Source organism: Aestuariimicrobium kwangyangense DSM 21549 (genome assembly GCF_000421525.1).
In the GTDB taxonomy this organism is placed as follows: domain Bacteria; phylum Actinomycetota; class Actinomycetes; order Propionibacteriales; family Propionibacteriaceae; genus Aestuariimicrobium; species Aestuariimicrobium kwangyangense.
In genome coordinates, this window is sequence record NZ_ATXE01000002.1 from 239,474 (window position 1) to 259,165 (window position 19,692).

Below are 19,692 nucleotides of genomic sequence, written 5' to 3' on the forward strand. Positions count from 1 at the left end.
TTCACACCGTGTCTCGGGGCCGCGCCGGATCGCGTCTGGATCTGGCGTCCCGAAGGAAAGGGTGGAGCCGGAACCCCCAGCTGGATCCGACCACTCCGGCAATTCCGCAGGTGAGCAAGACGATATTGGTGTTCAGTTCTCCGTTGCTGCCGTAGATGACTGAATACGGCAGGACGAATGAAACCACCATGATCTGCAGAATGATCGCAGCAGCATTCACGCGGGAGTGCGCCACAGATTTGAAAATGGGACCGCGCGTGCTGGTCGAACCAGTCAGCAGGGCAGCGGCGAAAGTCATGCCAAATCCAACAGGTTCTTGGAGCAGCTTGGCAGTGAACTGGCTGAGAGCGAACCACAGGACCAGGCCAAGGTTGAGGCCCCAGCCCGCGAGGCCTGGACCCCAGATCGCGATGGTCCGAGTCAATCTCCTGGAGCGCCACCGCTGATCGTTCACGTTGAGTCCTCATCCAAACCGCGAGCGTGTTCTATGGGCAACGCTGCAGCCCGGATCAACGGTACCAACCGCCGCTGGTTCATCGCGTTTGGGAGGCGACAACGACGGACCCTTGTCAACCGGCCGGGCGGCGCGATGATCGAGATTGCTGAAGCTCCTAGCCGGGCTGGTGACAAGGCGACTGCCCTGACGTAACATCACAGGACCGCAGTGGCGGCCACGCAGGAGATCCACGAAGCCATCATCACGTGGGCAGTACTGGTGCAGATACCTGGGCGGAACCCACAATCGGAGTCCTCACAGTCCAAGCCAGATGAGGGGAGCCAGCCCCATGGCCCGACCGCAGCTTGTTGATCGTCCATGGTTCGTCGTCGTTACGTCGTCGCTGTTCTTGGTTGCCGGAGTCGCGGCCCTCGTGTTGGGGCTCATCGTGAGCCAGAACCTTTACGGTGTCGGCTGCAACGGGGTGGGCTGCGTTCGAATCATCGAGAAGCCCAACGTTGCCGTGATGCTGGGGTTCTTCCTCGTCGCGGCGGTGTGTCTCTCGACGGGTGGAAGGAACCTTTCCCGCCGTGCCCGCCGACGTGCTCCTGAAGCGTAGGACCTTGCGTCCCACGTGGTCGTCGCGATATGACCAGTGGCCGAACCAACCCACGGATGAGGCGCTGCCGGGGGAGTCCCGACACCGGCCAACGAATCCGCGCGTCCGCCCGTTATCCTCCGATGGAATCGGGTGACGGGAGGTCGCCCAACGCCTTGTCTCGGAGGGAGGAGTGATCGTGTCCGGGTCTGTTGGGGAGGCGCACGCCGCGGCGTTTCGTGCTCTCGTTCCGGTTGGCAGCCGTATTGGCGGTGGTGGACTGGGAGATGCTTTCGCGACTGTCCTGGACATCAGTGCGCGCGAACAGCAGGTGTTGGTGACGTTCAGCTGGATGGCCTATCCACACCGTTTGGCTCACGCCCTCGGCCCTCACAGTGAATACCGCGACGACGACGCTGTGGTCGCACACCCAGCCGAGTGGGCAGAAGACGCAGCCACGTGGCTGGACGAACAACTGGGGACGGGCCTCGTCTTCCGAGCCGCCCGGCAAGCCCGTGGTGATGCGCTCGAGCTGGTGGAGCCCGACTGGCCTTTCGATTCGCGGTTCTACGTCAGTAGCGTCGACTCGCTCACGGGGAATGACGGCAATGGCTGGACGTCCCTGAATACGTTCGACGAGCAAGGCTTCGACACGGCGATGCTGCGGTCGCTGCGGGCCGACGGCAGCCTGATCAGTTGGGAGCGGGCCTCCGTCGACGACCTGCACGGCTCTAGATGGGTGGGCCACGCAGGGGTGGCCGCGATTGATGCTGAGACCGCCGGACTCGTCTTCTGCCAGACCTTGTCCGGGGTCCCGGACACGGTCCTGCTGGAACTCTGCTTGGGGGCAGCTCACCAAGCATCGTGGCGCGGTGCGCGGCGAGTCGTGACAGACCTTGAGGCCCCTGTGCTCGACGTCTTGGGCTTTCGCAGAACTGAGCATGGACGTGAACTCGACACCAGGTTTCTTGATGTCGACCATTCCGCGGCGGCGAGAGTCCTTGACGAGAGCCGAGACTGGTCTGGTGGATCCAGGGGGGAGGGCCGGTTCCGGAGACGATGGGGCCGCCCCACCACTGCCGTCACAGCGAGACGACTACGCGGGTGATCCACGAGATGACGACGCCTGACTCTTACGCCAGCCTTGGACGCAACCTCGCACGCCGTTGCCGCCGCCCGTAGGCCGTTGGCGCCGGGGAGATCTGAGCTGGTTGGGCGCCCCAAGTCTCAGTGCTGCTCGTCCGCGAGGCGTGAGTCTGTGAGGGAGCGCGCCCCGAGGAAGCCGATGACGGCGACGACGACAGCCAGGACGGTGTAGGTGAGTCGTTCGCCGCGGAAGAAGGCGTCCACCAGGGCGCTGGGCCAGACACCGCCGGGCAGTGCCGTGGTCACGAGGGCCGCGATCAGGGTTCCGGTCAGGGCGGTGCCGAGCGAGGTGCCGACCTCCTGCGTGGTGTCGTTGAGCGCAGCACCGAGTGAGGTCTGGTCCTCGGGCACGGCCGCCATGAGAGCCACGGCGCACGTCGTCATGAGGGTGCGGAGACCCAGCGAGAAGATGAGCATCGCCGCCGCGATCGGTGGGTATCCGAAGCCGCTGCCGACGCCCCAGGCCAGGCCACCGAGGCCGATCACGAGGAGCCCGACCCCGATCAGACAGGCGACACGGTGGCCGAAGTGCTTGATCAAGTTCTCTGACACGGGGGTGCCCCCGATCATCGCGATGACCATGGGCAGGTTCGCGAGGCCGGCCTCCAAGGGGCTCCAGCCCAGGGCGTACTGGAAGTGCATGATCAGGCCGAACATGACGCCAGCCATGGCGGCCGAACTGGCGACCTGCGTCACGGCCGAACCGCGCACGGTCCCGGAGTCGAACAGCGACAGGTCGAGCATGGGCACTGGGGCGGTGCGTTCACGCCAGAGGAACCCCGCGACAGCACTGACAGCCCCCACCGCACAGGAGAGGGTGATCGTGTCGGTCCAGCCGTTGTCGACCCCCGAGGTGAGGGTGTACATGGCCAGACCCATGGCGACGACGGACAGGAATGCGCCGGGAAGGTCGAGCGGCGTCCGGGTGAGGCCGGAGGGGTCGTCGGCGGGGACACCGAGGCGGATCCCGATGGCGGCAATCAGCGCCAGGGGAGCGTTGACGACGAGGAGCCACTCCCAGCGCACATGCATCAAGGCGGTGCCGCCCAGCAGCGGTCCGAGGGTGAATCCGGACATGCCCACCACGATCATCACGGTGATCGCGCGCATCCGGACCTTCTCGTCGTCGAACAGGCGGAAGACAAGGGAGTTGGTGATGGGGGCCATGCACGCCGCGGCGATGCCCAGGGCCGCCCGCAGCACGATCAGGTGGCTGGCAGTGTCGACGAACACCACGAGCAGGCTGATCAGGCCGAAGCCGGCGAGGCCGATATTGAGCACACGGCGGCGGCCGAAGCGGTCGGCGACTGAGCCAACCGTCAGCAGGAGACCTCCGAATGTCAGGGAGTAGGCGCCGGTGACCCATTGGAGGGTGGTGGTTCCGGCGCTGAGGTCGCGTCCGATCGTCGGAAGCGCGATCGTCAGCAGGGTGTTGTCGACCATCTCCACGAAGAACGCCAGGCACAGCGCGGTCATCGGAATCCACGCGGCACGGAGTGTTAGGTAGGTGCGCCGGGGGGCAGGAGCGGTCAGGGTCGTCATGGGCAGGCCTTCCAGATGGAACCGCGTTCGTTGATAGAACATCGTTCTATCAATCTAGAACGCAGTTCGATAGAGTGCAACCATGCTGGACGACGACGCGAGCACAGCGTCACCCGAAGCCTCACCGCAGAAGTCCCCTCGACGCGGCGGTGGCCGCGCGTCAGCTGGCCGCACGCGCGGTTCTCACTCGCTCGAGGCGGTCGTGTCAGAGGCGGTCGCGCTGCTGGACGAGGCCGGCGAGCCGGGTCTGACCTTCCGCGCGCTGGCGAGCCGGCTGGGCACGGGGGTTGGCAGCATCTACTGGTACGTCTCGAGCAAGGACGAGTTGCTGGGGCGGGCGGCGGACAGCGTGCTCGGTGGCGTCCTGGAACGGACTGCGCACCTCGGCGAGGGGGAGGAACCGATCGCTGAACTGCGCGAGCTGGCTGTCGCCTTCTACGAGGCGACGGTGAATCGCCCCTGGCTCGGCGCCTACTTCTTGAGGGACACCGGCACGCAGGTCAACGGCCTGGCGCTGTACGACAGGATGGGCAGGGAGGTCATGCAGCTGCACCTGACCCCACGCCAGCAGTTCGACGCCGTGTCAGCGATTCTGGCCTACGTCGTCGGTGTCGCAGCCGACCGCGGCCAGGACCCGCCGCCCGAGGTGCGGGACGGCCGGGTGGACAGGGACGCGTACGTTGCCACCTTCCGGAACGAGATCCGCTCGATGGACCCGAACGACTTCCCCTTCCTGCACCACATCGCGGACGAGTTCGCGGCCCACGACGATGGCGAGCAGTTCCGCGCCGGTCTGGATCTGCTGCTCGGCGGCCTGCGTCAGCAGGCAGGCTCCTAGGGTCTCGTCTGCCGAGGGTGACTCCGACGGGCCCCACCCCAAACAAGGGGATTCCCCTCGGTCGTACTCACGGTGAAGGTCGGCCCGGTCTCTACGACTTGGATCGTGACCGGTACCCCCATCAACCTCTCGGCCTGTTCCCGGGATCCGGGCCATCCGGACATCACGTCAAGGGTTACCCCATTGATCCCGGGGTTGAAGTCGATTGCTGCAATCATCTCGGCCCACCCCCGCGGGGCTTGTGAGATCCACCTCGATGCCTCGCTCAGCCTGGTGACCTCCTGCTCGCTGAGAGGGACCACAACAACCGTCATCTCGTACCCGCTCGCAGCGATCGCTCGTGCGAGGGCTGGGTCCTTGTCCGCCCCAGGGCGCGCAACGAACAGGCGCAGAGGGCCCTCTTCAGGCACGCTGGTCCCCGCTTGCTGCTCCGGGGGGATCACGTCAAGCACTTTGAGGACGGCCGCGGCGCGGATGTTCTCCGGTGGGGGAGGATCGTTCTGCTCAGGCTGGCCTCGGTTCGCCCCCGCCTTCTTCATCTGCTCGGCCGCGTCTGGGCTCGGGACCGTGGGATCGGCTGTAGCGGGTAGCGACAGTGTTCCCGCGACGGTGAGGGAGACCACAAGGAGCGTCGCTCCCATCAAGTGAGCACGGGTCCGTGACTTCATACGGCAACGGTCCGCCCCACACCACCACTTGGTCAAGGGCAGCCGCATGCCCGGGGTCTCTCGACGTCTCCGAGCGGGGCGTATGCACTTCCCGGGGTATTCGGAGTGTTGCGCGAACTTGCATGCCCGATCTCAGCCCGGCGGCTCACATTTGCTGCGCAACTCATAGTCGGGGATGTCGAAGTCGAAGAAGTCACTGTCCGTCGATTTGCGCAGTAGGACATACCCGTCACGAGACTTCTCATAGGTAAAAATGGTATTTCTGTCCCCGCTCTGAACGTTCGCCATGAGGCACGGACCCAGATCTGAAAACATCACCACTTCAGCATCGGTCTCGGTTGTGGAGGGATACATCTTTTGGTATACATCAAGGGCACCCGCCCGTTGCTCCGAGGTGCCAAGGCCCAAGCCACAACTTCCACAGAGGAAGAGAGCGATGACGGCGAACATAGTGGAGCGGGGAAGTCTCTTTCCAGATTGCACAATTACCCCGAAATGTCGGTGAACGTTGGGTACTGTCTGTCCTAGTAGGTCGGGGTCAACGCTTGGAGCTTGTCGCTTCGATGCCAAGTCAGGCGACAGCATCCCTACGTCGCCGGATCCCGACATCGTTTGCACTGGTGCCTGGCCGCAGTCTGAGCGGCCATCAGGCACGGGAATATCGCTGACCGAGCGGTACGCGGAACTCCTCTCTGGCGATCACGTCAGCTAGGATGCCTGAGTCCAGAGCCCCACCGTGGGGCCGTACTCGTGGGATACCTCGACGACGAATTTCTGATCGGGAAACTGGAATTGCGCATGCAGCAGCCAACTTCGGGCCATCCTTCTGGCGACGGATTCCACGGCATGCTCCTCGACTTCACCCACTGGCTCAAAGATGTCCCAGAGGTGTACGTGGTTGATCACTCCCTCCACCGCGGGCACGTTGCCAGCCTCCTGTGCCCACCACTGTTCGAAGTTGTCGCTGCTATACCGTGACTTCAGTATCACGCATCCGCGCACCCGTGTGAAGTCAGGGGACAACAACTCAGCGAAGAGGGCAGCTGTCGACACATCTAGATGGGTGGCCAGGTAAGCCGCTGCATCCGGTGGCTGGCTGAATTGAGAGCTCCAAGATCGAATGGCGGGCAGATCTTCGGGATCGAAAACAGTCAAGGGTCCAACAGCTCCTCGGGGTCGCCGGTCACACCGTCGGTCTTGGTCGTGCGAAAGCCTCACCGTTCGGGATGATTGATGCGGGTCTCGAACTCAACGACGTCGTGCTCGTGTCATCGTGGTCGGCCCTCGTCTTCGGGGGGGTTCGACACGCAAAACTCTAGCGCGGGCGACCTGCAGGGCGAGCGCATGCCTCGACGCAGACCGACGCGTCCTGTTCCAGGTCCCTCGCCGCTGCTGGCTGTCCGATGGGTGGGCCCGAGGACACACCGCTATGCACCTCGCTGGCATCACGAGTTCGACAGGGGAGCCCGCAGCCTACGATGTGGTCGACGGCCCAAGTGGGCGAACTGGATTCGTTGACCGAGTCTGAGGGCATGGCTGCTTGAGCAGCTAATCGACTCGTCCGTACTTGATCAAAGCTCGATGCGGGCATGGGCGCCGACCTACATAAGCGCCTCCAGCACAGCATGGTCTATCGATCAACTGCTGACTCTGGTTGATCCTCGACTTGGCTTCGGAAGAGCTCCGTGAATCGTCCTCCGCGTGCCACGAGCTCGTCGAAGGTCCCCTCTTCGGCGATAGTGCCGCTGTCCATGAAGTAGATCTTGTCCATGTTACGAAGGGTCCAGGCTCGATGGGACACCACGATTGTGATTCGCTGGCTGCGGTCACGGAGGAGACTGTCGAATATGCGCACTTCGGTTGCGGCGTCGATGGCGGAGGTGGGCTCGTCAAGGATCCAGATGGGCGCGTTGCGCACGAAGACGCGCGCGAGAGCTATCCTTTGCCACTGTCCTCCGGAGAGGCCTGTCCCGTTGGGCCACTGTTCGCCGAGCTGTGTATCCGTGCCATCTGGCAGATCCAAGAACCGGTGAAGAATGTGAGCCTGGTTCATGGCTGCGTCCACTTCCTGCGACGAGGGCTCATCGCTTCTCCCCAGTCCAACACAGGCTCTTGCCGTGAATTCGTAGCGTTGATACTCCTGTTGGAGGACTCCAAAGAATGCCAAGCGCTCGTGTTCCTCGAGGGAAGCAGCGTCGATACCGTCGATTGCGACTGAACCGCCACTGGGCTGAAGATGTCCAAGGAGGCAATTGACCAGTGTCGTCTTGCCGGCCCCGTTCGCACCCACAATTGCCACGATCTGTCCCCTTGTGAGGCTCAGTGTGGCGTCACACAGTGCGGGTTCCGACGCTTCGGGGTAGGTGTAGGAGAGTGATGTGACGTTCATGGAGCGTGCGGTTGTAGTCGCCATCTGGGTCGATGGGTGTGCTTTCAGATTCAGTACAGACTGCAGGCGATTCACCTTCAGGGCTGTCTCGCTGAGTTCAGCTGTTGAGAACCCTGCGGAACGCACAGCGCTGATCCCTGCGAGGGCGGCCATGGCTCCCGCCGCGTCTCCCGTGGTCGCGCCCTGGAGCCACATGACGCCGAGCGCAGCGGCCACGAGAATCCCGGTGCTGGCCCCCGCCCAGAGTTGCCCCGTGGCGAGTGGGGCGAGCAGTGCGCGTTCGTGCCGCGCGACTGCCCAATACTGACGACTTGCCCAAGCTGCAACGCGTCCGCCGGTGCCGAAGCTGTTGAGGTCTGAGGCGCTTCGTGGGTGCGTGATGAGAGCCTCTAGGTAGGTCGCCCGCCTTGAGATTGCGGCTAGGTCAGGATCCATCTTGTCTTGCACCCTGTTGAGGGATGTGGCTGCTATGTAGCCAGGGACGGCCGCTGTCAGTACGAGGAGGCCAGTGAAGATATTGAATGTGAAGACCGCGAGGCAGATTGACACCGCACTGATGAGCCCTTGAAGTGCAAGAAGTACGTGTTGATAGGCGAAGCCGGACTGCATGGGGATCGAGTCTCGAGCCGATTGGATCCGATCAACCAGGTCAGTTCTGCGCAGCTGAGATGGCGCCAGGGTGGCGACCGTATGGGCAAGTTCGCTTCTGAGGGTCGCTCTCGATCGGCTAACGATCTGGTAACCCATTCCAGTGAGGAGCTGACTCAGTGGCTCACTGATGGCCATCACCATCGCGATCATCAGAGTAGGGGTGAGGAGTCCTGTCCCAGCCGAAAGTGCCGAGACGAGCCGTGCGATGAGTAGGATTTGTATCCCCGGCAAAATGCTGGATGCCGCAAGCACGATGATGCTGAGCAATGTCAGCCTGGGTGCGCACCGCCAAGCTGTAGCTAGTGCGAAGCGCGTGGTCACCAGCGGACGTGGAACTTTCACCCGTGCAGGGTAGCTTCACAACGGCTCGCGAGCCACAAGGTTGCGCAGCGAGCGGCTACTCCTGCACTGGGGTACTCGACTGCGAGTCAGTTGGTCAGCGTTTCTGAGGGCAGGGATGCGGACGTGCGCGGGGTTCGGAGGGAGACACCCAACAGGTGCTCCGTGTGCGCGAGCTGACATAATGTCGCTTATCGGACATAGCCATAGGAGGTATGAGTACTGATGTTGGAGCGACTGAGCCATGCCCGCATCGTGTGTGGATGCAGGGTCACTCTCCAGTTTGTCCTCATCGGTTCTCTTGCGGGACGCTCCTACAGCGGGATGCCCCTCGATGCTGGCCTCTCTAGGTCAGGCGTTCGTTAACGGCCAACAGGTAGTAGAGAGCATGAGTGCGAGCCGCTGCCCTCTTCTTCATTGCTTCCTGGGCAGCTGGGGTCAGTGGGGGCTCCAAGGAAGGCAGCTCCCATGGCCAACGTCGCCGGTTGGATGAGCTCAGCGACAGCACCATCGCCAAATTGGTGGTGCCACAACTAGGCGCAGACGGAGGCGGCACTGACCCGGTGCGGTTCAGGCGGTGGTGGTGGCAGTGTTGAGGCGGAGGTCGCCTCCGATGAGTTCGGCGTAGCCAGAGGTGGTAGTTTGCCCCGTGCCCATGTCGACGAAATCGGTCTGGGTCCCGGAGTGCGTGCAGCAGTCCCCCCCGAACCTTCCCGTCATCTGCGTTGTAGGTATAGCAACCGACCCGTATCACCCAATGAATAGCGGGTGAACCTTCGCTTAACCTCTACACGTATTGGTCTCGAAAGTTGCGCCTCAAGCCAAGCGCTGGCCACTGCAAAACAAAGATCCACAGAGTAGTCTCCCCCACCCAAGAGCGCGCTGTCTTCCTCGGAGAAGTCATCCATCAGATGTCCGGTACTCCAATTGCACGCAAGTCTCGTGGGTGAGCCGATTGGCCATAGCGCGATCTCAAGAGAGATGAAATTGGTTGACAACCCGGGAAGTTGCACATGATACAGGTATGGCACCAGCAATTCCGAACCGAAAGTGGTTGTGTGCTCCGCTGAAACACCGAACCGGTCCAGCTCGATCTCCGCGAGTAGGCTGGCAAGAGAGGACTCGTCTGGAGTCCGTGGGGGACTTCCTTGGAACCACGTATTCATTTCATCTCAGCCTTGAGCCATTGGAGAGGTGGAGATCAGCGACTGCCTGACCCCGCCTCAGACGCGACGTACAGATCCAGTGGATCCACTCGGACACCTGCCAGAGGCACGAGATCAGGCCGACCGTAAACATCGTCCACGTTGCCCACTCTTGGGGATGTTCTCCATCCCCTCCCGCAGCAGGGATGAACACCACCGCAACCATAGCGAGTGCGTATATGACGCCAGACCAGCGGACGAGGACCGTAAAGCGATCCTGAGTGCGCACGCCGTAGTAAGTGGTGGCCCGAGCAATCACGCCGGCACCCAGACAGAGTCCGAAAGCGATGACAAACACGATCCCCCGCTACTTAACAGGGCCCTGTAGCCGAGCACCTATTAACCGTATTTGCCAAGCGCTCATGCGTACTCCCAACGCTCATTCCCGGTCATTACTTGGAGTCGTTCTGCCGTGTCGGCGATGGAGTGTCCTGGTTGCGCTCAACAATTCCACGCCATACGTAGCCAAGGACAGCCCCAATGCCAATCGCAGTGACTATCCTGCCGGCCCAATAGTGCCGAAACTGTAAGGAGATAATCATGACGGCAATTATGAAGGCGGCGATAAGAATCTTATTGACGATGGTCGCACGCCGACGGGAGATATGCATGGCAGAGTCAACTCCTGGCACTCGTGTAGCTAGAAGTGTACATGGAATGGATCCTTCGAAGTAGCTGACAAGCGAAGGTGCATAGCCCAACTTACCGGTCGTACCCCCGGGGGTCTCGTGAATCTGGACCGGGCGTCAGGGTCGAGCTCAGCGAAGGTGGTCAGATCGATGATGGTGAAGCTGCGTGGGGATTGCTTGGTCCCGCCGATCGAGTCTGGCCGCGGGCGGGTGCAACCGACACCAAACCGTTGTTCGTTGGTACTCGCTGGTGCCCGTTCATCCATGAGCCGGTACAAGCCGGGCCGGTCATCGGACCAAATCGTGCGTAGGAGGTTGGGCTCCATGGTTGAAGGGTTGGGATGTCTCCGTCAAGGGGCGAACATCACAACTTGGATGCGGACGAATGTTGTCATCCGGCCGCCCCCCTTGGCCCGTTGCCGCGGTGCAGGACCACCTCCGTCGGTCCAGTTCCAGGCTGGGCACACGCGAGCTTGCCCGCTCGCTCCATCTCGCGGTTGGCAGAAGCGAGTACCGACTGGAGTCGTTCGTCCTCACCGTCGATCGCGACCACGAACGGCACACGCTGGCTGCGCCAGCGGTCGACAATGTTCGGAAGGATCGACACAAAGGTTTCACCGACGGCCGTCGTGCCGACCACCCCCCGCGCAATCACGAGGTACCCCCGAGAGTTTCCGAACCACTCCAGGTCTGAGATCAAGTCCACCGCGGCATCAAGTCCCACGATCTCGTGGGGAAACATGAACGCCTTCGCCAAATAGTCGACCAGGGCCGATCGGTCCACGAGCCCCTGGAGATCGAGCTCGATGACTCTCATTCCTCGCTCGCACGCTTCGTCCGCAAGCCTTACAAGTTCAGGGGCGCCCGAGCCGAGGTGGATCACGAACGCCCGTGCGATGTCGGCCGTGCTCATGGCCCGATCCGAACCGGCGGATCAGCGTTGTCCCAGCCGGGGCGTGCTTGTTCGAGGAGACCCGCCAGGCCGGGCCGGTCCTTGGTGGCCCCCGACATCCGTTCCCCTACCAGATGCTCCCCGGACACCCCAGCCTGGCGTAGTGCCTCCACCTGAGGCGCCGGATCCTGGTGCAGCGTCGACACCCGCGCATCTCCCCACGTCGTCATCGCGTGATCCTCCCTCTCCCTCACACCGGAATCCGAAAGGACCCGCCGTTGATGCCTTTCGTACAGAGTAGGTACTCAGCGAGGGTTTCGGACCGAAAGACACACCGGAAAGGCGGATCCCAGGACCAGTCACGCTGCCGATCCGAAACCGATCGTCACTAGACGTCCCGAACGTTGCTGAGAGAATGGGGGACTGGTCCGACTTGGAACATAAATGGGCCGAAGTACGGAGGCAATCGGGCTCATCACAGTGGAGGGTGTAGAGGCGGGGTGATCTGGGGCGGCGCGTCGGTCCGCGGTTGAGGGTCGAGGTCTCCCGAAGATGGAAGTTCTCACACTGCCCATCTGGAAGACCTCGACGTGCCCCACGCTACCTTCGTTCGTCCTGACCTGACCACGTTCGCCCGTGTCGGTGAGCTCGGCCTGGAGGTTGTCGGCCAGCGCCTCGACCCTGCTCGGGCGGTGTTGGCGTGCCGGGTCGTCGATGATGACCGGTGGTGCCGTCGGTGTGGCGGTGAGGGCATCCCGCGGGGCACTGTGGTCCGGCGCCTGGCCCATGAGCCGTTCGGGTGGCGCCCCACCCTCCTGGTGGTTACGGTGCGCCGCTACCGGTGTGGTGAGTGCGGTCATGTGTGGCGCCAGGACATGAGCAAGGCCGCCGAACCGCGGGCGAAGTTGTCCCGGCGAGCGTTGCGGTGGGCGCTGGAAAGCATCGTGGTCGCCCACCTGACCGTCGCCCGGATCGCCGAAGGCCTCGCGGTGTCGTGGAACACCGCCAACGATGCCGTCCTGGCCGAGGGCCAACGCGCCCTGATCGATGACCCCAAGCGATTCGACGGCGTCCAGGTGATCGGCGTCGACGAGCATGTGTGGCGGCACACCCGCAAGGGCGACAAGTACGTGACCGTGGTCATCGACCTCACTCCGGTCAGAGATGACACCGGCCCGGCCCGCTTGTTGGACATGGTCGAGGGCCGCTCCAAACAAGCGTTCAAGACCTGGCTCGCCGCCCGCCCGCAGGAGTGGCGCGCCAACGTGGAGGTGGTCGCGATGGACGGGTTCACCGGCTTCAAGACCGCCACCACCGAAGAACTCCCCGACGCCACCCCCGTGCTGGATCCGTTCCACGTCGTCCGGCTGGCCGGCGATGCGCTCGACCAGTGCCGACGCCGCATCCAACAAGACCTGCACGGTCATCGCGGCCGCGCAGCTGATCCGCTGTACCGGGCACGACGGATGCTGCACACCGGCCTGGACCTGCTCACCCCCAGGCAGAAGACACGGTTGGAGGCCTTGTTCGCCGGCGATGACCACGTCGAGGTCGAGACCACCTGGGGCATCTACCAGCAGATGATCGCCGCCTACCGAGAACCCGACAAGGCCAAGGGCAAGACCCTCATGCAAGCCGTCATCGACGCGATCGGCAGTGGGGTCCCCGGCGCTCTGACCGAGGTCATCACCCTCGGCCGCACCCTGAGGAAGCGGGCCGCCGACATCCTCGCCTACTTCGACCGACCCGGCACGTCGAACGGGCCCACCGAAGCCCTGAATGGCCGACTCGAACACCTCCGGGGCAGCGCCCTCGGCTTCCGGAACCTCACCCACTACATCGCGCGCAGCCTCCTCGAGACCGGGGGCTTCAGACCCCGACTACACCGTGGATTGTGAAGAGCCTGGAATGGCAAGTCCTTCGGCGGAGTAGTCAGTGTCGGAGACGGCACGGCCTGCCGAGTAGCGGATGCCGCCTGCCACTGCCCTACGGCACCCCCATCCTCCGGTGAAGAGGAGATCGATATTGCTGGCGAGTTCCCCGGTGTCGTATACGAGGGAGTCGTTGTCGACACTTGCTGCTTGGTTGCCCTGGTGCGCGAGTTGATGGCCAAGATCTCGCCAGTCGCTCTGGTTCCACCGACCGAGTCGGGCCCGCGCGGGCGACACCCGACACTGAATCACGCTGGTAGTCGGTGGTGTAGGGCTTCTCCTCCGCTGCATGCGCGGTGTCGGGTCGACCTTGGGGGTGTCGGTTGGCGGCCGAGCGGATCTTCGGTGCTGGTGGCCCCGGCGGGTGGAGTCAGGGCCAACGGCTCCTGGTGCGCTCAAACTCCGCTACCTGCGTGCCCCGTTTTCGGTTCTGGTAGATGTTCGCAGCCGTCGCACGCGCCGAGGTGGTGTGGGACGCGTTGGCTGTGAGAGGGCATGCGGACCAGCCCGTCATGAAGCGGCGGAACGCTGCGTCCCCCAATCCGCCGCCGTTACCCACAGCCGAATTTGCCCTTCATGGAGCGCACCGCGGCCTCGGTGTCGACCCCCTGTGCCCAAGCGGCCTCTCCGACCCGCAAGTCGGATGGCACGTCGATCCACTGGGCAACGTCGTCCTGTTCTGGACCCAGCCAGATGTATACCCCGAGGTAGGTTCCGGGACGCGCATCGGGCATCCTCTCGGCTAAGAACAGTGCCTCCACTGGTTGCCCTGTAGCTCGCCTGTCGAGAACGAAAGGCGGCCCGTCCTCGACCACTTCTGCGTCGTTGGGTACCTCCTTGAACGCTGCTCGACTGATGGGGAAATCGCAGGCACTCTTGGCCACATAGCCTTGGCCGGTGTGCAGCACGTAGACGCTGGGGGAAGGGTCAGAGGGGGCGCAGCCATACGCACAAGCCAGGATTGCGATGCCTGCAGCCACTGCAATTGGCCGAGTGATCAGCACAGCGATCCTCTCGCTGGGACATCCGCCAGGGCGGAGTGTGCGGCCGCAGCAGTTGCACGGATCCCCTGCCATTGGGGGGATTCGAGGTCGGCAAACGTCCAGCCGAGCTGGTCGTTGGAGAGCATGCGGTCAAGTTCTCGACAGGCAGCGGCGGCTTCGGGCGACGCCTCTTCGACCAGACTCGCGCGCGGTCGATAGAGGTCGTCGAACTCGAGGACAAGCTCATCGACAAGGTCAGTAACACCCAGCGCCTCGAGGTACTTGATCTGATCGGGGGCGGACGTAGCGAGTCTGCCGAGCGAGTGGGCAAGCGCCTGAAAGGGTTCCGGCATCGTCATCGAATGATCTCTCCCAAGTCGCCGTTGGGGCCGATGACCCGCCGGTTGGGAGAGGACTCCAGGCAGATCGCGTCGAACTGCCAGCCCGGCACGCAGCCGCCCTCGACGGCCGTGAAGCCCCTTCGCCGGTCCTCGGACCACGGCCAGCCGCGGCCGCGCTTCAAGGTGAGCTCGACGTATTCGGTCATCTCAACGCCAGGGGTCGGAGGACCGGAGCTCATCGCCACTTGGTGCGCCATCCGCAATGCCAAAAATGCTGGGACAATCGAATGAAGCGGCACCCCTCGCCAGTAGCCGGAGCCTCAATGTCTGAATCTGTGTACCAGATCTCCGCGGTCCGTCCCAGCAAGCTCTTGTCGGTCGCGAAAACGACCCCCGCCCGATCCACCCGTACCTCATCGTCCACTGTGAGACCACCGAGTCGCGGCGGAAGTGGGATCACATCCCCTTCGCTGGAACTCGAATCAGTATGTTCCTCAACCCACTGTGCCGCGCGAAGATAATCAGACTCGTGTCTGTAGAACACGGGGGTGGAACGCGGTTCTAGCCCCACTACGACAGGGAAGACGAGTATCGACCAGGCGAGGGCGGCGACAAGGACGGGACGTGAAAGCGAGTTCCAAGCGAGCTTGCGGGTGAGTGCCGCGCGAAGAATGACTGCTGAGACCGTGACCGTCCAGGCGAGGGTGGTGCGCCAATCCCAGGAGTCGCGCCAGTGGATCTCGACGAACGGGTCGACCCACCACAGCGGCGACTCCCCGCGGAGACTCATGAGCCAAGCCAACGCGTGAATGGTCGATGTGGCGAGTGCGAGTCCAAGAACGGCGGTGATACAGAGCTTGCAGGCGACGGCTGGTACACCAGTCGTGGTCTTGCTGGGGACCATGCAGGCCTCCGTGGGCGCGTGAGGTGTCACCACGAGCAGTACCACCATGGCCCTCGAAGATGGACCGGGTACCTGCATGCCACAGTCCGCATGCCGCCCCCCAGCGGCGCTGACCCATTTCGCGAGTACCACACTCCTTGAGCGTCCTCGTCGCGCCAGTCAGTCAGTGTGGGAAAGAAATACCCCACCTTGTCGACGTCCAAAGTGCCGTCGCCGGACAGGTGGGACAGGCCAGGGGGAATTGGCACGTGGAGGCCTTCGGTCTCGCCGGACTGCCGCGTGAGTGCGACTGCTTGCTCGTATGCCGTTGCGTTCTGGTAGTACATGGCCCCCGGTGACGGCTCCGTTCGAACCATCGGCACGAACGCGAGCAGCCACACCAGGGTGACGGGCACAAGCAGCTTCCGACGCCACCTCACCCTTGCCAAGAACCAGACACTGAGCGCGAGCGCCACTAGCCACAGCAGCCAGGTCGCCGGGTGGAACACCCCTCGCCATTGAGGCCACAGAAACGGATCTGCGCGGTAGAGCGGCGAGTCTCCCGCCCCCATCCACGACAAGAACACGTGCAGCGCCGTCGTGCTCAACAGGCACCCCAACAGCAGCGATAGGACGCACCGAAGAAGCCTGCTCATGCGCCGGGCTCATCTAGTGAGCCAGTCCACTGGACGTGCGTGTCCCCTACGTCACCCACGAGCACGATCCTCCTTGACCAGCATTCTACCGATCAGGCCCACCAACGCCGGCTAACGCTTCGCGACCTCGTTGATCGCCGTCCCCTGCGGCAACCTCAGGGCCCCACGTCGGAGCTGGCCACAGATGGCCCAGTAGACCTCCAGGTCACTGACCTCGAGGTTCTCGACCACGTCTTGGCCGCCGACGAACAATGGGACTCGGTAGCCCACGCACTGGTCGCGGCGCAAGGGCAGGGCGTCGCCGTTGGTCGATGACCATGAATCAAAGAATCCCGTTGCCAACGCGGCGTCTGCGTATTCGATGAGTTCTTCGTCGTGGAACGCGACGAACGACAATGGGATCTCCAGCGCCTCGGCTGTTCCCGGCTCGAGCAGGAGGACTTGGGGCTGCCCACCCGCGGCCCGGTCTGAGTCGACGGCGAACTGTCGCCCAAGCCAGTCGTAGCCGAATGGGCAGATACGAGTGGCGTATTCGGGAAACGCCTCGGCGATCAGAGTCAACGCCTGTGCGCCCGAGGCCTCGTCGTGGATGCGGTAAAGGCCCCCTCCCAAGGTCGCGCCGGCGAACTCCGCAGCGAACTCCAGGTAGCCGGCGACGGTGGCGAGACGTTCGTGTTGCCACATCGAGCCCGCCAGCACGTCGTCCCGCAGCGGGGCATAGGCGGCGCGGAAACGTTGGAACATCCGAAGTCCTCTCACCAGATCGTCGCTGAGATCACGTAAGCCACGTCGCCATCGCGTTCTCTCCCCACTCCCCCGCACCGGAATCTGAGGTCACCGGTTTTGCCTATGCACAGGCTAGGTACTGAGGGGGTTACGTACACACGCGGGACCGGAGGATCCAGGGCCGGTCACTCTGCCGATCCGGACCATCGTCACAGCAGTTCGTCGGGAGTGGTCCTGACCCGCGAGGTTCGCTTGGTAGATCCCGTTGGACGGTTCAGAACTGGGTGAAGGAATGGGCTGCGAAGACGAGCCAACCTAGGGGCCCGAACAACCACAGCCAGCCCACCACACGCCCAAGCCGGGTTCGCGGCCTCATTGCCTCGGAGACCACTGTGCTTGGCCACGCCCCGTTGGGCGTGAGGGGCGTGATCCTGTCAGAGCAGGTGTCCGTGGAGAGTGCGACAAGGAAGACGTAGGCCAGTGCTCCGGCCGTGAGCAGCAGCGGATTGGTGAAGCCCGCCACCAACATCACGACACAACTTGCCGCGTAACCCGCAACCAGCAGTCCGGTGAACCAACCTGCCCTGTGTCGGTCCTCGCCGAGAGGGACCACCCCTGAAGACGCGCGTCCGCGGTGTCCCCACGCCACCAGCCTGTGTGGTGCGCCTCCGTGCGCACGGCTGATGCTCATCACAGTCCGGAAGAATGAGTGCTCGACGGAGAATCTGTTGCCGCAGATGCCGTGGATGGCGTCAACGACCGCCGCCAGGTCTCCTCTGGATGGACCTAGGGTGTCCATCCAGACCAGGAAGCCGCCTGCGGCGGATCCTGCCTGAACCACATGGCCGCTGCGGAGTTCGATCGTGAGCAGGAGATGCCGCGGAGTCACCCACAGGCGTGAGGTCGACTTGAGATGCCCAGTCTTCTCAACCTCGCTGAGGAGGGCGTCCACCGCTTGCTCGGCGATGGCGGGCGTGTGACGCTCGGAGCGGGGCATGGCCATCTCGGCGTTGCCGCTGTAGAGCTGCCATGGCCCAGGGCGCTGGGCATCCGCCTTCATCGAGAACGATCCCCGCGCGGCCCGCTGTCGGCGACAAACACTAGGAGGGTGTCGATCTCAGGTGGAGCGAAGCCACAGCCTGGGGCTTGGATCCCATGGCCCGGCATCACTGCAATCGGGCGACTTCTCAGCATCGCCTGAGAATACCGGTTCCGGTAGCGGCCACAGTCATCGTGCGTGTCGAGGAGGGGGTGGATTGTCTGGATCCACGGGCTCCCGCATGTCGTCTTCGATGGGAGCACGACAGTGCTTTGACACGCACCTGAGGACGCTTGCATACCCCCATGGAGTGCCAGCATAAACGGTAAAGAAGACCGTTGATCCATCCATAAGAGCGAGTTTGAAGTGGTCGTCTCCGTACGGAACCACCTTCAGGACTGAATCCACCTCGATCCACGGGCCACTGGGCGTACGAATCCGCGAACCAACAATGAGGAAGCTCTTGCGAACAAGGGAGATGTAGATCGGCGTCAAGATGACTGCAGAAAACACGAGCCCCACTACCGATGGAACATCTCGATAGTAGGCGACTATTCCGATCCAATACGCGAGGCAGCCTGTGCAGATGAACATAGCCAACACAGTTGCTCCGGGCATGATCAACTTCATATGGCTCCATCCTCACCAACACCACCGGCCCGGCTGGCGGCGCAAACAACGGACCGCCCAAGTGGGCCGGCACGTTCGTGGGCGGAACCCAGCCTAGTAGGCGTTCGCGACTGTGGGTAGGGAGAGGGCGGCGCAGAGGGGCTCCCCGAGCGTGTCCCCTTCCCTAGAGCGCTGGTGAGCACAGTTCCTTGTCGCCGGAGGGCTGACGAGAGCAGAGCCGCCTCAGGATTGTGACGCCCGTGCCGTGGTTACGATGAGAGGGCAGGTATGCGATTCGTGGGCACCAGCTCCCAGTGGGCCGCGGGATCTCCGTCTGTGCGTCGGCTTCGAAGTCCCTCGGCCGACGTGAGCACGAGGAACGAGCCCACATTCGCGGCTACAGCGAGTGCGCACTCTGGCGGGACCAAATCTGCCGCCTAGTCCAAGCCACCGAGGGTCGGGTCAGTCCACCAGGTAACTCGGGGATTCAGTTCCGCAGCGAGGGTTGCGAATTTCAGGTCGTCCATTTCGAATCCCTGACCATCAACGAAGAAGACGCTTCGCTCGAAGCCTCCTGCCAGAGTCATCATCATGTCCGACAGTGAGCCGAACTCAATTGGGTGTTCGGTCTCTTCAATGCGGAAGTGACGCATCGGCCGGGACGGATCTCCAAAGTCAACTAGGTAGAAGTCCCCACCGCCGTTGGCGAACAGGGGAAGCCAGCTCGGTCTCCACCGGGGGTCGCTGTCAAACGCACGGTAATTGTGAATCGCGTCCTCAATCGAGAGGAAGTAGAAGCCCGGGAAGATCTGAAGGCCATCCAGTCTGAGTCCAGAAGTTCGGGTGCCATCGCGCCAAGAGTAAATCGCTTCGGTCTGCGCATCAGCGGGCAGCCCCGCCGCTTGGAGAAATTGTCTGGTCTGAGTCGGGCTCAACCCAGGCTGCAACGCCTCCAAGGTCGCGCCACGGCCTAGCCTCTCCAGGCCACTCTGGACGCGGGACAAAACCTGAAGCGTGGCAGAGATCACGGCCAAAGTTAACATTGAAGGGCCCCGACAACGACTCCGTCGCTCTGAATGAGTCTGCTTCCACTCCCCTAGCCGGTTGGGCAGGGTTGGCGCGCGGCTCAACGAGCGCTCCGAGTAGCTCGACAAGGAGCCGAGGGCGTTGGTGGCGGCCCGACATAGAGGG

The 19,692-nt window shown here is 63.2% G+C and carries 15 protein-coding genes; 4 read left to right on the forward strand and 11 right to left on the reverse strand.

Annotated elements, in window-relative coordinates:
• Position 1: 1 nt before the first annotated feature.
• Entirely contained in the window at positions 2–454 is a 453-nt protein-coding gene (locus H507_RS0107680) for a hypothetical protein (RefSeq protein WP_022910139.1), read from the reverse strand.
• A gap of 779 nt (positions 455–1,233) precedes the next feature.
• On the opposite strand from H507_RS0107680, the gene H507_RS0107690 reads away from it, so the two are divergent.
• Positions 1,234–2,142: a hypothetical protein gene (locus H507_RS0107690; RefSeq protein WP_157438924.1), complete on the forward strand. Its 909-nt coding sequence runs from the start codon at positions 1,234–1,236 to the stop codon at positions 2,140–2,142.
• Between the two features lie 119 nt (positions 2,143–2,261).
• Here the strand turns inward: H507_RS0107690 and H507_RS0107695 are convergent, their stop codons facing one another.
• The gene (locus tag H507_RS0107695; protein WP_026377941.1) at positions 2,262–3,722 is read right to left on the reverse strand and encodes an MFS transporter; all 1,461 of its coding nucleotides are present in this window, start codon (positions 3,720–3,722) and stop codon (positions 2,262–2,264) included.
• Positions 3,723–3,804: 82 nt separating this feature from the next.
• Between H507_RS0107695 and H507_RS15505 the strand changes: the two genes are divergently transcribed.
• A complete protein-coding gene (locus H507_RS15505; protein WP_022910143.1) occupies positions 3,805–4,560 on the forward strand; it encodes a TetR/AcrR family transcriptional regulator in 756 nt (251 codons plus the stop codon).
• An 800-nt stretch (positions 4,561–5,360) separates the two neighbouring features.
• On the opposite strand, the gene H507_RS0107710 is transcribed toward H507_RS15505, so the two are convergent.
• Positions 5,361–5,678 (reverse strand): hypothetical protein, encoded by a 318-nt coding sequence (locus tag H507_RS0107710; RefSeq protein WP_022910145.1) that lies wholly within the window; start codon positions 5,676–5,678, stop codon positions 5,361–5,363.
• 300 nt (positions 5,679–5,978) lie between these two features.
• Between H507_RS0107710 and H507_RS17955 the strand changes: the two genes are divergently transcribed.
• Positions 5,979–6,206 carry a hypothetical protein gene (locus H507_RS17955; RefSeq protein ID WP_169512695.1) on the forward strand — a complete coding sequence of 76 codons (228 nt, stop codon included), beginning with the start codon at positions 5,979–5,981 and terminating at the stop codon, positions 6,204–6,206.
• Between the two features lie 652 nt (positions 6,207–6,858).
• On the opposite strand, the gene H507_RS17285 is transcribed toward H507_RS17955, so the two are convergent.
• From H507_RS17285 to H507_RS18450, 3 genes are all read right to left on the reverse strand, one after another.
• Positions 6,859–8,226: an ATP-binding cassette domain-containing protein gene (locus H507_RS17285; RefSeq protein ID WP_169512696.1), complete on the reverse strand. Its 1,368-nt coding sequence runs from the start codon at positions 8,224–8,226 to the stop codon at positions 6,859–6,861.
• 2,606 nt (positions 8,227–10,832) lie between these two features.
• Positions 10,833–11,354, reverse strand: coding sequence for a barstar family protein (locus H507_RS0107735; RefSeq protein ID WP_022910149.1), 522 nt, complete (start codon positions 11,352–11,354; stop codon positions 10,833–10,835).
• Positions 11,351–11,563: a recombinase family protein gene (locus H507_RS18450; protein WP_084707715.1), complete on the reverse strand. Its 213-nt coding sequence runs from the start codon at positions 11,561–11,563 to the stop codon at positions 11,351–11,353. The genes H507_RS0107735 and H507_RS18450 overlap by 4 nt, the downstream gene beginning before the upstream one ends.
• Positions 11,564–11,923: 360 nt before the next feature.
• Between H507_RS18450 and H507_RS0107740 the strand changes: the two genes are divergently transcribed.
• Positions 11,924–13,231, forward strand: a complete 1,308-nt coding sequence (locus H507_RS0107740; RefSeq protein ID WP_022910150.1) for an ISL3 family transposase — start codon at positions 11,924–11,926, stop codon at positions 13,229–13,231.
• A 1,030-nt stretch (positions 13,232–14,261) separates the two neighbouring features.
• Here H507_RS0107740 and H507_RS0107750 read toward each other — a convergent pair.
• From H507_RS0107750 to H507_RS0107780, 5 genes are all read right to left on the reverse strand, one after another.
• Positions 14,262–14,606 (reverse strand): hypothetical protein, encoded by a 345-nt coding sequence (locus H507_RS0107750; protein WP_022910152.1) that lies wholly within the window; start codon positions 14,604–14,606, stop codon positions 14,262–14,264.
• Entirely contained in the window at positions 14,603–14,794 is a 192-nt protein-coding gene (locus tag H507_RS0107755; RefSeq protein ID WP_022910153.1) for a hypothetical protein, read from the reverse strand. Before H507_RS0107755 ends, H507_RS0107750 begins: the two co-directional genes overlap by 4 nt.
• A 1,444-nt stretch (positions 14,795–16,238) precedes the next feature.
• Entirely contained in the window at positions 16,239–16,871 is a 633-nt protein-coding gene (locus H507_RS15515; protein ID WP_022910157.1) for a T6SS immunity protein Tdi1 domain-containing protein, read from the reverse strand.
• 256 nt (positions 16,872–17,127) lie between these two features.
• On the reverse strand, positions 17,128–17,913 hold the full coding sequence (locus tag H507_RS0107775) for a hypothetical protein (RefSeq protein ID WP_022910158.1): 786 nt from the start codon (positions 17,911–17,913) through the stop codon (positions 17,128–17,130).
• Between the two features lie 1,025 nt (positions 17,914–18,938).
• A complete protein-coding gene (locus H507_RS0107780) occupies positions 18,939–19,529 on the reverse strand; it encodes an SMI1/KNR4 family protein (RefSeq protein WP_040438028.1) in 591 nt (196 codons plus the stop codon).
• Positions 19,530–19,692 lie beyond the last annotated feature (163 nt).

Excerpts from the sequence above, each read along its gene's own strand:
- H507_RS15505 (WP_022910143.1), top strand. The coding sequence starts at position 3,805 with ATGCTGGACGACGACGCGAGCACAGCGTCACCCGAAGCCTCACCGCAG.
- H507_RS0107750 (WP_022910152.1), bottom strand. The coding sequence starts at position 14,606 with ATGACGATGCCGGAACCCTTTCAGGCGCTTGCCCACTCGCTCGGCAGA.
- H507_RS18450 (WP_084707715.1), bottom strand. The coding sequence starts at position 11,563 with ATGACGACGTGGGGAGATGCGCGGGTGTCGACGCTGCACCAGGATCCG.
- H507_RS15515 (WP_022910157.1), bottom strand. The coding sequence starts at position 16,871 with ATGTTCCAACGTTTCCGCGCCGCCTATGCCCCGCTGCGGGACGACGTG.
- H507_RS0107755 (WP_022910153.1), bottom strand. The coding sequence starts at position 14,794 with ATGACCGAATACGTCGAGCTCACCTTGAAGCGCGGCCGCGGCTGGCCG.
- H507_RS0107775 (WP_022910158.1), bottom strand. The coding sequence starts at position 17,913 with ATGAAGGCGGATGCCCAGCGCCCTGGGCCATGGCAGCTCTACAGCGGC.
- H507_RS0107695 (WP_026377941.1), bottom strand. The coding sequence starts at position 3,722 with ATGACGACCCTGACCGCTCCTGCCCCCCGGCGCACCTACCTAACACTC.
- H507_RS17285 (WP_169512696.1), bottom strand. The coding sequence starts at position 8,226 with ATGCAGTCCGGCTTCGCCTATCAACACGTACTTCTTGCACTTCAAGGG.
- H507_RS0107710 (WP_022910145.1), bottom strand. The coding sequence starts at position 5,678 with ATGTTCGCCGTCATCGCTCTCTTCCTCTGTGGAAGTTGTGGCTTGGGC.
- H507_RS0107735 (WP_022910149.1), bottom strand. The coding sequence starts at position 11,354 with ATGAGCACGGCCGACATCGCACGGGCGTTCGTGATCCACCTCGGCTCG.